The 13760-nt window shown below is 48.8% G+C and carries 13 protein-coding genes; 2 read left to right on the top strand and 11 right to left on the bottom strand.

The features are described from left to right. Nucleotides 1-218 precede the first annotated feature (218 nt). From KW844_RS09200 to KW844_RS09160, 9 genes are all read right to left on the bottom strand, one after another. The gene (locus tag KW844_RS09200; RefSeq protein WP_218376433.1) at nucleotides 219-1667 is read right to left on the bottom strand and encodes a sulfatase-like hydrolase/transferase; all 1449 of its coding nucleotides are present in this window, start codon (nucleotides 1665-1667) and stop codon (nucleotides 219-221) included. A gap of 82 nt (nucleotides 1668-1749) precedes the next feature. Further along, complete coding sequence (locus tag KW844_RS09195) at nucleotides 1750-2286, bottom strand: hypothetical protein (RefSeq protein WP_218376432.1); 537 nt, start codon at nucleotides 2284-2286, stop codon at nucleotides 1750-1752. A 3-nt stretch (nucleotides 2287-2289) separates the two neighbouring features. Further along, the gene (locus KW844_RS09190; RefSeq protein ID WP_218376431.1) at nucleotides 2290-4485 is read right to left on the bottom strand and encodes a peptidase domain-containing ABC transporter; all 2196 of its coding nucleotides are present in this window, start codon (nucleotides 4483-4485) and stop codon (nucleotides 2290-2292) included. After that, nucleotides 4485-7592 (bottom strand): lantibiotic dehydratase, encoded by a 3108-nt coding sequence (locus KW844_RS09185; protein WP_218376430.1) that lies wholly within the window; start codon nucleotides 7590-7592, stop codon nucleotides 4485-4487. Before KW844_RS09185 ends, KW844_RS09190 begins: the two co-directional genes overlap by 1 nt. Before the next feature lie 26 nt (nucleotides 7593-7618). Continuing rightward, nucleotides 7619-8830, bottom strand: coding sequence for a lanthionine synthetase LanC family protein (locus tag KW844_RS09180; protein ID WP_218376429.1), 1212 nt, complete (start codon nucleotides 8828-8830; stop codon nucleotides 7619-7621). A gap of 81 nt (nucleotides 8831-8911) precedes the next feature. Beyond that, nucleotides 8912-9112, bottom strand: coding sequence for a class I lanthipeptide (locus KW844_RS09175; protein WP_218376428.1), 201 nt, complete (start codon nucleotides 9110-9112; stop codon nucleotides 8912-8914). A gap of 22 nt (nucleotides 9113-9134) precedes the next feature. After that, nucleotides 9135-9308 carry a class I lanthipeptide gene (locus KW844_RS09170; RefSeq protein WP_218376427.1) on the bottom strand — a complete coding sequence of 58 codons (174 nt, stop codon included), beginning with the start codon at nucleotides 9306-9308 and terminating at the stop codon, nucleotides 9135-9137. Between the two features lie 93 nt (nucleotides 9309-9401). After that, on the bottom strand, nucleotides 9402-9596 hold the full coding sequence (locus KW844_RS09165; protein WP_218376426.1) for a class I lanthipeptide: 195 nt from the start codon (nucleotides 9594-9596) through the stop codon (nucleotides 9402-9404). Nucleotides 9597-9700: 104 nt separating this feature from the next. Further along, on the bottom strand, nucleotides 9701-9880 hold the full coding sequence (locus KW844_RS09160) for a class I lanthipeptide (RefSeq protein WP_218376425.1): 180 nt from the start codon (nucleotides 9878-9880) through the stop codon (nucleotides 9701-9703). Nucleotides 9881-10462: 582 nt separating this feature from the next. Here KW844_RS09160 and KW844_RS09155 point away from each other — a divergent pair. Together KW844_RS09155 and KW844_RS09150 are read left to right on the top strand one after the other, a co-directional pair. Further along, the gene (locus tag KW844_RS09155; protein ID WP_218376424.1) at nucleotides 10463-11254 is read left to right on the top strand and encodes an SDR family oxidoreductase; all 792 of its coding nucleotides are present in this window, start codon (nucleotides 10463-10465) and stop codon (nucleotides 11252-11254) included. 153 nt (nucleotides 11255-11407) lie between these two features. Further along, entirely contained in the window at nucleotides 11408-11899 is a 492-nt protein-coding gene (locus KW844_RS09150; protein WP_218376423.1) for a low affinity iron permease family protein, read from the top strand. 56 nt (nucleotides 11900-11955) lie between these two features. On the opposite strand, the gene KW844_RS09145 is transcribed toward KW844_RS09150, so the two are convergent. Together KW844_RS09145 and KW844_RS09140 are read right to left on the bottom strand one after the other, a co-directional pair. Then, entirely contained in the window at nucleotides 11956-12180 is a 225-nt protein-coding gene (locus tag KW844_RS09145) for a hypothetical protein (protein WP_218376422.1), read from the bottom strand. Nucleotides 12181-12222: 42 nt separating this feature from the next. Then, nucleotides 12223-13716, bottom strand: a complete 1494-nt coding sequence (locus tag KW844_RS09140) for a SulP family inorganic anion transporter (RefSeq protein ID WP_255578318.1) — start codon at nucleotides 13714-13716, stop codon at nucleotides 12223-12225. Nucleotides 13717-13760: the final 44 nt, after the last annotated feature.

The raw sequence follows: 13760 nt of genomic DNA, 5'->3' as shown, positions 1-13760 counted from the left end.
CCGCCAGGTATGGCTCTACCGATATCTCCCTAATATCAATTCGCCATAAGGGATTACTAAATAGATTTCAGCGAGGAACTTAGCGTAGAGCCGCCAGCATGGCGGCTCTACGGGGAATATTGCAATTCGCAAAAATGGCAGCGTTTACAGGGCATGTCCTGACACCCTACACCTGGCGGCGTTTACCGGGAAGGTCCTGCCCTGTAAACCTGGCAGCATTACGGATTAATCTTCAGCGCTTCCGCCCATGTCAGTTTCTCCGGATACCCCCACCCTGGTTTGGCTGGATCACAGAAATCGCCATATCCTTTCATCGCTTTATACAGCGCAGCCGTCATTGTTTTCACCTTGGCGGCATACGCCTTGTTGCCGGCAAGGTTGTTCATTTCCAGCGGATCTTTGTGCAGGTCAAACAGCTGTATGGGATGCGCTCCATTTACATTATACATCACCAGTTTCATACTGTCCATCGTAATAGCCCGTTGCAGATTGGAGTAAGTGGTAAATAATTCCCTGCGGCCTTTAAAGCTATTTGAGGTAAATCCTTTGGCGAGTGAAATGCCGGAAATACCGGCAGGTGCGCGCAATCCATTGAGTTCACACAGGGTCGGATATACGTCGTTCAGGTAGCAGTAGGCACTCACCTGTTTGTTGGCCGGGATGCCTGGGCCGCTCCAGATCAACGGCACCCGCATGGAATGATCGTATAGATTTTGTTTGCCCAGCAACCCATGTTGTCCTACCGCAAGCCCATTGTCCCCCGCCAGCACGATGATCGTATTTTCAAGCTGACCACTTTTTTCCAGCGACTGCAGCACCTTCCCTATCTCATGATCAACTTCGGTGATCATCGCGTAATACTTTGCAATTTCCTGTTTTACCTCACCCGGGTTTCTAGGGTGCGATAACAACATTTCATCACGGACATTCATCTCTCCGTTATCAAAAGGATGTTGTGGGTAGAAATTAGCCGGCAGTGAGATCCGGGCAGTATCGTACATCGCCAGAAATTCCGCAGGAGGCGTCCGGGGATCGTGAGGAGCGGTAAAGGCCACGTACATGAGGAAAGGCTCCTGGTGGGGCGACTCCAGGTATTTCGCCGCAGCATCGGCATACATCACCGAGGAAAACTGCGTTCCTTTGAAAGGGGCCTTATACCGCCCGGCTGAATCATAATGATTCAATTTGGGGGTCAGGTGCCCTCCTTCCTTTTCAGTGTGCATGCCACCGAAAAAGATGTTGTCGCCACCCGCAAAGGAGCGGTTAAATGAAGCATAATCGCTATGCCACTTACCTACGCCGTAAGTCTGATACCCTGCCTGGCGAAACAGTTCCGGGAAGGTGGTATCCGCCCCAGGAATTACGCCACCATCCTGGTGTACCTGGAACACATGCCGGCTGCTCAACAGCATCGCCCTGCTGGGAGCACATACAGCGCCACCCAGTGAACCCATGATATGCGCCTGCGTGAAGGTAGTACCGCTACGCACCAGCCGGTCCATATTGGGTGTAATGATCTCTTCATTGCCCAGCGCATGAATGGTACTGAACCGCTGATCATCCGTCAGCAATACCAGCACATTGTAATGCTTTTTCTGCTGCTGGGCCTGTGCGGTCTGCTGCAGTAAAGCTGCTATAACAACAAGGCATATACGTAATTGCTTCATAATTCACTGTTATGTTGCGAACATACGTATTCACCCGTTAATCAAACAATACTATTTTGACTTTCATTGATATAATGCGCATTTATCCACCCATGATCGCCCTGCCGAGCAATCGTTGCAGCAAGCTGGTAACCGCGGTGGTAATCTCCGCAGTGCCATCCATTCGCACCAGCGGCGGCAGTTGCTGCCCGCTGGTGGTTACCAGTCCCTTCTCCAGGGTAATATCCACCGTCAGTAAGGAATCTGTTTCAACAGCGCGGAGCCCTGCTACCTTCCCCCGAAGTAAACCGAATTGCTCCGAGGGGTAACCAGTAACGCGGATCAGCACTTCCTGGCCATTATGCATGCGCCACGCATCGCGGGCTGCAATTTTGCCGGTGGCACTGCTGACCTGATCATGGGTAAGAATGGTAACCGTTGCCGGCGTTACTTCCGGGTACCTGAAAAACCAGGCTCCTGCAAACAAGCCTACGATAATAATACCCAGCATGAAGATACCCTGCCTGATCAGCCAGGGTGGCATCCTGCCCATAATTTCCTGCACCGGCTCACTGCGCACTTCCTCCAGGGAAGCATGCAACGTACTGCCGTTGACGTAATGCCCGTTTACCTTTGCCATAAGTTATCCTCCCAGTTCCAGCTGGTTTTTTACCAGTGAATAATAATTCCCTTTCTTTTCACTCAGCGTCCCATGAGTACCGGTTTCCACTATACGCCCTTTTTCCAGGACCACAATCTGGTCCGCCTGCTTCACCGTACTTAATCTATGCGCGATCACCACTACGGTTCTCCCTTCAAAAAAACGATCCAGGTTTTCCATGATAATCCGTTCATTGCTCGCATCCAGCGCGCTGGTAGCCTCATCAAAAAAGAGATACACCGGATCTTTATACACCGCCCTGGCAATCTGAATACGCTGTTTCTGCCCGGCACTGATGTTATTGCCGGCATTACCCAGCTTAGTCTGGTAGCCCAACGGCAACTCCTCTATAAACTCCCGTATATTGGCAGTGGTTACGGCATGCAGCAACTTTTCATGATCCACCTTCTCATCACTGATGGCTACATTTTTTGCAATGCTGCCGGAAAACAGGAAGCCATCCTGCATTACATTTCCGCATTGGTGCCGCCACCAACGGGGCGAGATGTCCTGCAGATGATGAGCGCCCACGTAAATTTCTCCTTCCACCGGCTCGTAAAACTGCAGCAGCAGCTTCATCAACGTTGTTTTTCCGCTGCCACTTGCACCTACAATCGCAGTCACTTTCCCCTGCGGAATGACCAGGTTCAGGTCCTTGAGAATATAGGGCGACTGCTCCCCGCCGTAACGGAACGAAACATTTTCGAGCCGAATGTCACCAAAACCATTTATATTTTTCTTCAGCGAGATATGCCCTTCCCGCTCCTCTTCCTCGCGGTTGTGGATCTCACCGAGCCTGTCCAGACTAATCCTGGCATCCTGTGCGGACTGAATAAAACTCAGCAGCTGATCCAGCGGGCTATTCATCTGCCCGATGATATAGCTCACTGATAGCATCATCCCCAGCGTCAGGTGGCCATTCATGACCTCTCTTGCTGTGATAAATGATATCAGGATATTTTTCAGCTGATGAAAAAATACGGAGCCTACCTGCTGGTACTGCCCCAGCGCCAGGTTCTTCACATTGATATGAAATAAACCTGCCTGCACCCGCTCCCACTCCCACCTTCGCGCGGTTTCACAGTTATTTAGCTTTATTTCCTGCATGCCGGTGATCATTTCAAACAACACGTTTTCATTTTCACTCATGCGCTGGAACTTCTTATAGTCGAGTGCTTTTCTTCTCCTTAAAAAAAACAGAATCCACACTATAGCGGCCACACTAAACACTACGAATACTGCTAATATTTTTAAGCTGTATACAGCAAGCACGCCAGTGAAAACGAGCAGGTTTACAAACGAAAAAAGTGTAGACAGCGTGGTTCCTGTCAGAAAGCTCTGAATCCTGGTGTGATCGCTGATCCGCTGATGTATGTCCCCTATCATTTTAGAGTCGAAAAAACGGATAGGCAGCTTCATCAGCTTGATCAGGAAATCGGAAATTATATTGATGTTAATCCGCGAATTCATATGCAGCAGTATCCAGCTGCGAATCATTTCTATGGCCGTAGTACCGGCAAACAGCAATAGTTGGGATAACAGTACCAGGTATACGAAACCGGTGTCCTGCCGGTTGATCCCGTAGTCCACCAGGCTTTGTGTAAGAAAAGGCAGGGTGAGCGACAATAAGCTGGCCAGGAAGATACTCAGGAACAGTTGCCCAATGTATTTTTTATAAGGCCGCAGGTATTGCAACAAAAAACGGAAACCCATTTTTACCGTTCCTGCATACTGCTGTTCATAAAATGCATTGGTAGGTTCCAGCATGAGCACCACCCCTGTGTTGGCATTTCCCTGCCAGCATTCCAGGAAAGTATCGCGGTCCACTTTCACCAGTCCATGCCCCGGGTCAGCTACCAGCAGCTGCTCCTTCTTCTTATGCCGGTTATAGTTTTGCGGTGGCAACACCACGAAGTGCTGCTGATTCCAATGGAGGATACAGGGGAGATCGACCTGTTCATCCAGCTGTTCAAAAGTAATCCGGACGGCGCTCGTATGGAATCCGATTTTTTCCGCTGCCTCGCTGATGCCGAGCATACTCACTCCCTCCCGTGTGATATTGGAAAGGGCACGTAAATGCTCCAACGGGTAACTACGCCCATAATGCCTGGCTACCATGCGCAAACAGGTAGGGCCGCAATCCATGGCATCCAGTTGTTTATAGAAAGTAAATCCCATTACCTGTTGGCGGCCTCCATCGCCAGTTGTGACAAATAATATTTTTCCAGAAAATGATAGAGCACGAGTTCATGCTTTCGTTGTTTGCCCACAAACAACCGGTTAATGAACATATGCAGATGGCTCGCAACAATGCGGGTAAAGGCATCCGGACTACCACAGGTTGTCCTTATCTGCGCTGCAAGCGGGCGACTATGTACACTTCTTTCTGTAAAGCAGGCAATAGCTTCTGCAATATCATTGGCATCATCGGCTGCTGCATGCATGTAGGAAGTGATCTCAGGTTGGTGTTTCCGGTATTTATCGTTTAGTTGTTTATGCAGTAGCTCCGCTCCGCCAAATTCCTCCAGGAAGCCTTCGCGTATGCTGCCTAATAGTTTCTTCCTTTGCGTAAGTGTTAATCCAAAATCATCCAGCATCATATGCATCCCACGCAGGGCCAGCTTCCAGCGATACTCCTCTCCTTCTGCTCCATCCAGCATGCTGATGATGTTGATCACTGCGTAGCTGTCGTGCCAGAACATAGCTTCGCTTGCTTCCATGGCCCCGGCGGAGTATCGCTCCAACTCACGCACATAGGTATCTGTTTGTATTTTATGTACTAATCCATTTGCGATATACGGCGCCAGGTACTGCTGTATTTCGTGCAGCAGGCCATCATTCAGTCCGGGCTGACTACTATTGAGAAACCGGATGCGGATATGTGGGTGCGGATCACCGTATCGCAGGAAAAAGAATTGCTCAAAACGCCGGTCATCATTCCATACCGGCAACTGATCTGCGAAGTAGCCGGAGAGCAGTTCCTCTGCTACCCGGTAGCCGCAATAAATTTTGAGGTACATCCATTCACTCCCGGGAGCAAATGTCCGCTGAGGCGGAGTAACCTCCTGCCAGGATTGCTGCACCGGCTGTGGTGCAACCTGCTGCTTTTTATGAAAACTTAGGGGAATCAATAACTCATGCGCATATACGTTGCCGGCAGCATCTCTCAGCACACCAGCCTGGGCATCAGCGAGGAACTCACGGAGTCGCGCCTGCCCGTGCTTTTTCAGATGATCCGCCAGTATTTCCAATGCCAGCGGGGCACTCAAATCCAACAGCAGCTCGTTATCCGCTTCTGTGAGTACCACCTTATCGGGCACCTGATATCTCCCTATAAAGTTTTTAATGGTAATTGGCTCGGACTCTTTTTCCTGGCGTTGGATATTCCAGCAGGCCCGCGACACAATCATATTCTTGTAGGTCACCCGCGGCAGGCAAGGGCGACTGTTTAGTACACCCCAATCCCAGCCCAGGTTTGACACCAGCGACTGATGTTGCAGGTCGCAGAGAAACTTGTAGACAGGCAGCGAATTATAGCTATAATTATGCGCGGAACTTAGCCTTGGGTACACGCGTTTATTTAGCCGGGCGCTCCTCAATATCACCTCACTTCCTTTCACGGATACCAGCAGATCATTGACTGGCAGTTGATATGCCGGCGCCACGCCAGGCACTCCGATAAACGGGATTTCGAACTGCCGCAGCGAAGGCCGGATCAATACATTAGCGGCTCTGGCTTCCGGGAAATGTACTATTTCTGCAAACACTGCATCCGGCACCGCAGCTTCTTCCTGCGCGAGCGCAGCTTTCATTTTTTCCGCCAGCACCGGATCACCACTGCAAAAGCGGCCAATCAGGTTGGCTGCGGAGGGGCCGCCGGCTGATTGAAATACAAAAGTAAATTCGCCATTGTCGGCATGGGCAGCGCTCTGCGCCAGCAGTGAGCCAAACAGGTAACTGCTGGTTGCCAGTTGCAGCTCGTTAGGATCTCCAAATGCTTTCAGCTCTTCCGGCGTGATATTCACTGTAGTTCCTGTTTGCAGAAACTGCTCATATTTTTCAAGGGTATATTGCTGGTATTTGGACCAGCTAACGGTGGTGGATGGCGGTGGTGCATTTGTTTGAATATCCTCCACAAAGGGGGCATGTACGGATTGCTGGGAAGCCTGTCCATAGCCAATTCCAGCTTCGGCATCCAGTACCAGGTTAAGGGGAATTTCCTCTCCGTCATATCTTTCCCGGAAGCGGTCCGCAAAGGCGGACAAATCAGTGCTGCCTCCTTTCGTATAGCCGTGACATATAGCGGTGAGTTCACTCACCTGTTCGAGGAGCTGTGTGAGCAGCTGCTCACCAATGGTGCAGGTACCGGATTTGAACAGGTCGACCTGCAGCAGGTCTTTAGGAGGATCAAGGGGAAACGCAGCGGTGCAGGCCTCCTGTATTTGCAGCAATCGCGCCGGATCAAGGTTCTGTTGTTGTAAAAGTTGTTGTATTGACAGTAGGTGGGTTTGGAGGGTTTTAACATCATCAATGGTCGAAAGGCGGTCTATGAGGGAACCGAGGTTGTTTACATCGGTTATCTTAGGCTCAGTTTCGGCAATGAGCAGTTGAGCGCTGATCAGCTCTTCTGTAAAGGTCATTGCTTCCTCATTGGAGATAGCAGCATCGGTGGCCATCATGCCCGCTGCTATCTGTTGCATGGTGGCGCCATTTGTGGCAGCCAGCAATGCCGCTTTCAGATAGTCCGTTACGGGAACGGCGGTGAGCATGTATTTACGTTTGTTATTGACGATTGTAAATTCGGCATAGCGGTATTTATTACCGCTCTGGTAAATGCTGTTATTGGGATAGTAACGCAGCTGTGGCGCAATGGCCGGATGTTGCTGCAGGTGATGGCAGATGCGGGTAAAGTAGTCCATGTCCAGCCGCACATGCTGGCGGGCTTCGTGGACAGCATTCAGCTCCCATTGTGTATGGCTGCCGATGCTGCCGGTGATACAGCCTGCAAACAAGCCATAGGGCGTACTGCGGGTACAGGCACGCACCCAGTATTTGTAGAGCGATTTACGCAGTTTAGCAACTTTTTTATCCGTGAACTCACCCGGGGAGGCAGTAAAACGTTCCATTTCTTTCAGTAGCTCCCTCGATGCGATGTGCAGGGCGTAAAGAAAATCCGGATGATCGGCCTGCAGTTCAGGCAACGATTTCTCCAGTATTTGCCGGTAATAGTCTACCGGGTAAAGCGGGCTTCTCAACAAAAAAAATCCGGTATGCGACAGTGCCATTGCTAATAGTTTGTTGAATAAAAAAATCAGGATAAGAGGAAGCATTCGTCCCAGGTCAGCGGTTTTTCGTGCAGGCGTGACATTAAGGCCAGGCCAACGCCGGCACCGCCGTCAAGCAGGTCCCAGGAGTAGCACCAGTCTTGATCTTTGCCTCTCCAAACGAGTATGCCGTTTTTAGCCAGGTCGTCGCTGAAGGTTAATTCTGATGCGGCCTTACCATACCAGTATTCAGCGCATTGCTGAAAGGCCGGCTCGTTTGTTTCAAACCAGAATTTGCGGTAAAAGGCAGCGATGCCGCTGGTACCGTGGCAAAGGCAGCTATCCAGTACTCCGGCGGACTCGTAGCTATTTCTACGGATGTTGTAATGCATGATATCCAGTGCTTCTTGTTTCCATGCGGTATTGTTGAAAATACCACCACAATACCAGAGTGTCCAGGCCACGTTCAGGTCGCCGTAGCACCAGGCGAGGCGACTATTACTATTGGCGTATTTACCATCGAGGATGGCGGGGTATAGTGCGTTGAGTTCATCTGAAACGGGGGTAAGCCTGTTGTTAAGGATAAACGCCATGCATTCGGTCACCAGCAGCTCACAGGTATCGCGGGAAATGCCGGCGTTGTATAATTTAGCCAGCAGAATCAGGGCGGCGCAGCTGCCGTGTGCGAGACTAAAAGCATCTACGTATTCGCCAACTGGTTTGTCGTGGGTATAGAAGATGGGCAGACTCCTCCCCTTTTGTGTAAGCTTACTGGCAGCCAGCAGGTGGTCCACGCAATCAGACAGGTGCTGTCTTACATCATGTCTTGCAGCAAACGGCACCAGGAAATTACACATACCGATACTGCCATGGAGGAAATCGAAATTTTTCCATTGCAGGTTCAGGTTACTCTGTGCGATGGTGGCGGTTACAAAGTCGCCGGCAAGGTCGTGCAGGTCCATATCCAGGAACTGGTGGCGGCTCAGGTGTTCCAGCAGCCAGTAGGGGCCGGTATGGCCGGAGCAGAAGGAGTAGTTGGTACCTTCTTCCGGTGTGTAGGCGCCGTAAATTTTTTCCAGCAGTTCTGCGGCATGATCAGCGGCAGGATCGATGTATTGTTCATAGTAGAACATAAACAACAGGGCGCCCCAGGGGCCTTTGAACAGGCTGTTGGCATATTCCTCCCCGTAACGTTGCTGATCCAGTACCGGGATCAGGTCTTCATAAATCTGCCGTAGTTGTAATTTTGTTGCTTCCATGAGTAAGATCTGGTGTGGTTGGAACACCAGGAAAAGCGAGGTGCTTTCCCTGGTGAAAAAATTGCTGTTGCGTTGCTACGATCAAGGGATCTGGCAGCAAGGCCTGCCCGGGCCCGGACTGGTTGCTCTGCAGCTGGAAATAAGACGGGTATCTTCCGTACAGGTAGCGAGTAACGTAGCAGCGCCACCGTTAATACGATATTGCTGCTCTGCGTTGAGCTGCGCTACCGTTTCTTTTCCGAGCATCAGCTTTTTGCTGAGGTCTACTTTTTTCTTTTTCATAAACAGATTTTTGAGGGTAAGATTAACGTACGCAGTCGATTGGACACGTAACTTCATCCGTTTCAACACAGCAGGCACTCCACCAGGTAAGTGGTGCACCGCCGGCGATTTTAGACTGTTGCTTTGGACTTAAAGTGGCAATAGCCTCTTTTTTCAGCAACAGTTTTTTGCTGAGATCTACTTTTTTCTTTTTCATGATAGTCAGGGTTTTGGGCATAGCATAGCCATTAGCTGTTGTGCACCACAGCAGGAACGCTATTTCCAGGTTAACGAATACCGTATTACTTTATTAGCACATGATGCAGTACATCTGTCCCGGAGGGATAGTTACACAGGTTGCCTGATTGGTAACCATACATCCAATTAAAACAGAAGCAGCTGCTGCTCCACCGGCAATTTGCGTTTGCTGACTGGCATTCAGAAGGGCTACTGCCTCCTTGTTCAGAGAAAGTTTTTTCTCTAAGGGAAGTTTTCTTTTTCTCATAACAAAATCGGAATTAAAGATTACGGGTTACAGGTTTTGTTGACACGGATGTTATTGTAATGAAGGCGGGTTAACGGCCATCATACATCCTTTGGGTAACAACATCAAACGCACTGGTAGCCTGGTCTTGGATGTGTCTCACAGGTTTCCTGCGGATCATAGGTATTGCAGAACTGTGTGGCTGCACCACCTGCCAGGGATTGTTGTTCAGATTTGCTGAGTGCTGCTACTGTTTGTTTTTTGAGGGTGAGTTTTTTCTCCAAAGAGATTTTTTTCTTTTTCATAAACTAAAATTTACAAAAATATCCTCCCCTGTCTTCAATGAAGCCATTACGCCATGGGGCGGTTGTTCAGCGTAAAATTTATCAGGATGGGAGTGGATTAATTCCAAAACACGTTGACATATCAGCAGTATAGTTATTTTGAGCAATTGAGATACTGAAGATAGGAAAAATGAGTTTGAAAAAAAATAGTTTTGAAAAATTTTCGGAAAAATTATGAAGATGGTGTTATTGTGCTTATTGCTAAGGGATTACAATATAGGTCCGTAGGATTAAGACGCTAGGATCTGTTCAGTGATTAATTTGCAGGATAGCGTACGAAGCAATGGGATAAGCAAGCACCTACCTGAATAGACACCTGTCAGGCCTTCCCACTTCAATTAATTACTGTCACCATACTTATCAGCGGTGTTTTACACATTGTTTACACCTATGAAAATTTCGTATATACAATACAGTTAGCATTACTAACTTTTCACAACAACCCCACGGGAAATCAACTTTCACCTGAAAAATTAACATCTCCCTAAAAACTACACTGTGAACATTTACCAGTTGCAGTTGTTAACTCAGAAAACGGAAATCATGGCTGATTTAAAAGGTAAAAACATTATTGTAACAGGCGCCGGCATGGGACTGGGACTGGCCGCCTCCATTGAATTTGCTACACAAGGCGCCAATGTGTTGCTGGTGGACTATAACGAAAAAGCATTGGAAGATGCCAAAAAACAGGTGAGTGAGAAAAATCCCAACGGGAAAGTAGGCATCGCTCTTGCAGATGTATCTAACGAGGAACAGGTGAAAGCCTATGTAAAACAGGCAAAAGAAATATTCGGCAGTATCGACGGCTTTTACAATAATGCAGGCATAGAAGGCCGGCAGGCGCCGATTACAGAATATGACGTCAACGTATTCAAAAAAGTAGTAGACATTAACCTGCTCGGCGTATACTACGGTTTGCGTTACGTACTACCGATTATGCAGTCTCAGGGAAAGGGACATATTGTAAACGTGGCCTCTGTAGGCGGTATAAGAGGCGTAATGAACCAAATGCCTTATGTAGCCAGTAAACACGCGGTAGCGGGTATGACAAAAAACGTAGCACTGGAATATGCCCGGCATGGCATTGTGGCCAATGCCATCGCTCCTGGTGCGATTCTGACGCCCATGGTAGCTGAAGCATTTAAACAGGTAAATCCCGCCGATCCTAAAGCTGCGGAATCAGAATACGCCAAAGCCAATCCCACCAAGCGGCTCGGCCTGCCCGTGGAAGTGGCCAAACTGGTAGCGTTCCTCCTGAGCGACGACTGCACCTATGTTAACGGACAAATTATAGCCATTGATGGCGGAGAAAGTAACAGCTACGGAAACGTGTAATTCACGGTTAACCAGATGTATGTACACAGCCCGTCCCGCGACGGGCTGTTTTCTTATACACGCTAAGGGTACAGGCATCCACAGTTTCAGGTGCTAAAAGCCAGTATTACCGGTGGTCTTAATTTTGCATATCCTATTATAAAACCATCGGTTATGCAAAAACAGGAAATAGTACCCGGCAAAGGCCAGTCTAAAACCGGTTTCTTCGAAGGCCTTGCCACCAAAGCAGTATCCATTACCGGCAGCGCCGGTGCATTCATCACCGCTATGCTGGTAGTCATTGTTTGGGGAGTTACCGGCCCTATTTTCAATTATTCTGACACCTGGCAACTGGTCATTAACACCGGCACCACCATCGTAACCTTTCTCATGGTTTTCCTCATTCAGAAATCACAGAATAAAGACTCCAAATCCGTTCAGCTGAAGCTAAACGAACTGATCGCTGCCAACAAACTGGCCAGTAACAGACTGATTGACGCCGAAAACCTCTCCGAAGAAGAACTTGATATCTTACATAAATATTATTGCAAGATGGTAGAAGTCACACAACAACATATCCACCTGCGGGAATCCCACTCCGTGGAAGAAGCCATAGAAGGAGCTATGAGTAAACATAATGCAGAAGAGGAAGAAAAGAAGCCATAAAAAACTCCGGCAATCCCGATTGGGGATTGCCGGAGTCACTTTGTAGAAATAGCGCACTATTTCTTATCCTTTTTTTGCTTGGTATCTTCCTCTTTTTCTTCCGGTTCCTCACCGAAATTATCGTCACCGGCTTCTGCAATATCCTTAATAATAGAAGATACAGGGCCCTCCATTTTCTCCTGTGGTTCCGGGCCCAGCGTTTCCGGATCAGGCTTTATAGGTGAATCATTTTTTTTCTGTTCCTCCTCCGCCTTTTTTTCGAGTTTTTCTTTATCAGACATAGCAAATGGTTTTACTATAGCTGTAAAAAAACCGTGCCGATACTAGATTACATTTACATTAATCACCGGCGCAGCATTTTTCAGGAGCAAATGACTATCATCGCTCAGGTGCTTGAGTTGCAGATTTTTTCCTGCTTCAGCATAGCGGGCCGTAAGTGCATGTACGGCATCAATACCCGACATATCCGCAATCCTGCTATGTTTAAAATCAAGGATTACCTGCTGCGGATCTTCTGCAACAGTAAAGGTTTGATTAAAACCCGCTACCGCACCAAAGAACAGGGGTCCATGTATTTCGTAATGCTTGATACCGGTGGAATCCGAATAGCTATTAATTTTTAATCGCTGGGCACTCTGCCAGGCAAATACCAGGGCAGATATGATCACGCCTATCAGCACAGCCAGCGCAAGGTTATGCAGCAACACTGTAATCACTGCCACCAAGATACCGATGAAGATATCATGCCGCGGCATTTTGTTGATGATCCGGAAGCTCGCCCATTCAAAAGTCCCTGCCGCCACCATGATCATAACACCGGTAAGCGCGGCCATCGGTACTTTTCCGATCACCGGGGCGCCAAACAGCACCACCGCCAGGATCGTCAGGCTCGCAATAATACCTGACAACCGGGCTCTTGCGCCTGCGGATAAGTTCACCATCGTTTGTGCAATCATCGGGCAGCCACCCATACCGCTGAAAAATCCATTGAGCATGTTGGCAGCCCCCTGCGCAATACTTTCGCGGTTACCATTACCTTTGGTATTGGTCATTTCATCGACCAGGTTCAGCGTAAGCAAACCTTCCGTAAGCCCTACGCCCGCCATCACGAGGGAATACGGGGCAATTATTTTCAGCGTTTCAAAACTGAAAGGCACTACTGGGATATGAAAGGGCGGAAATCCACCGCTAACCGAAGCGATATCACTCACAGTTTTTGTATTTATTCCCAATACCAGGACCAGCACAAAAACGACAATAATAGCCACCAGCGAAGGTGGAATTGCTTTTGTTACTTTGGGCAGCAGCAGCACGATAGCGATGGTAAGCGCTACCAGGGCACCCATGGTGAGCAAGGCGGAACCCGTCAGCCAGGACGTAGCGCCGTCCACCGTTACTTTGAATTGCTCCAGCTGCGCCATAAAAATGATCACTGCCAGTCCGTTTACAAACCCATACATCACTGATTTAGGTACCAGGGCAATATATTTTGCCAGCCGGAATACACCTACCAGCAACTGAAACACGCCCGCCAGCGCCACTGCGGCAAATACATAGTCGATCCCGTGTGATTTCATTAAAGCAATCAATACCACCACGGTTGCGCCCGCTCCGCCAGATACCATTCCAGGCCGGCCACCAAAAACAGCCGTGACCAACCCCATCATAAATGCAGCATATAAGCCCGTAAGCGGCGGTAAGCCAGCGAGGATAGCAAATGATAAGGATTCAGGGATCATGGTCATGGCGACCGTTAAACCGGCCAATATCTCATTTTTATAATCCGGCTTCTGACTGAAATCAAACAGATTTAACATTTTCTCTATGTACGATGAACAAAAAATAGCTTTGAAGGGCGCAA

The sequence above is a fragment of the Chitinophaga sp. sic0106 genome (assembly GCF_019219075.1).
Taxonomy (GTDB): domain Bacteria; phylum Bacteroidota; class Bacteroidia; order Chitinophagales; family Chitinophagaceae; genus Chitinophaga.
Note: the sequence above shows the minus strand (reverse complement) of the source record. Positions and strands in the feature narration are given on the sequence as shown.

What these genes read in the sequence shown, in the direction of transcription:
- KW844_RS09180 (WP_218376429.1), bottom strand. Translation starts at nt 8,830, where the DNA reads ATGGAAGCAACAAAATTACAACTACGGCAGATTTATGAAGACCTGATC.
- KW844_RS09195 (WP_218376432.1), bottom strand. Translation starts at nt 2,286, where the DNA reads ATGGCAAAGGTAAACGGGCATTACGTCAACGGCAGTACGTTGCATGCT.
- KW844_RS09200 (WP_218376433.1), bottom strand. Translation starts at nt 1,667, where the DNA reads ATGAAGCAATTACGTATATGCCTTGTTGTTATAGCAGCTTTACTGCAG.
- KW844_RS09170 (WP_218376427.1), bottom strand. Translation starts at nt 9,308, where the DNA reads ATGAAAAAGAAAAAAGTAGATCTCAGCAAAAAACTGTTGCTGAAAAAA.
- KW844_RS09155 (WP_218376424.1), top strand. Translation starts at nt 10,463, where the DNA reads ATGGCTGATTTAAAAGGTAAAAACATTATTGTAACAGGCGCCGGCATG.
- KW844_RS09175 (WP_218376428.1), bottom strand. Translation starts at nt 9,112, where the DNA reads ATGAAAAAGAAAAAAGTAGACCTCAGCAAAAAGCTGATGCTCGGAAAA.
- KW844_RS09160 (WP_218376425.1), bottom strand. Translation starts at nt 9,880, where the DNA reads ATGAAAAAGAAAAAAATCTCTTTGGAGAAAAAACTCACCCTCAAAAAA.
- KW844_RS09150 (WP_218376423.1), top strand. Translation starts at nt 11,408, where the DNA reads ATGCAAAAACAGGAAATAGTACCCGGCAAAGGCCAGTCTAAAACCGGT.
- KW844_RS09185 (WP_218376430.1), bottom strand. Translation starts at nt 7,592, where the DNA reads ATGGCACTGTCGCATACCGGATTTTTTTTGTTGAGAAGCCCGCTTTAC.
- KW844_RS09140 (WP_255578318.1), bottom strand. Translation starts at nt 13,716, where the DNA reads ATGTTAAATCTGTTTGATTTCAGTCAGAAGCCGGATTATAAAAATGAG.
- KW844_RS09190 (WP_218376431.1), bottom strand. Translation starts at nt 4,485, where the DNA reads ATGGGATTTACTTTCTATAAACAACTGGATGCCATGGATTGCGGCCCT.
- KW844_RS09145 (WP_218376422.1), bottom strand. Translation starts at nt 12,180, where the DNA reads ATGTCTGATAAAGAAAAACTCGAAAAAAAGGCGGAGGAGGAACAGAAA.
- KW844_RS09165 (WP_218376426.1), bottom strand. Translation starts at nt 9,596, where the DNA reads ATGAGAAAAAGAAAACTTCCCTTAGAGAAAAAACTTTCTCTGAACAAG.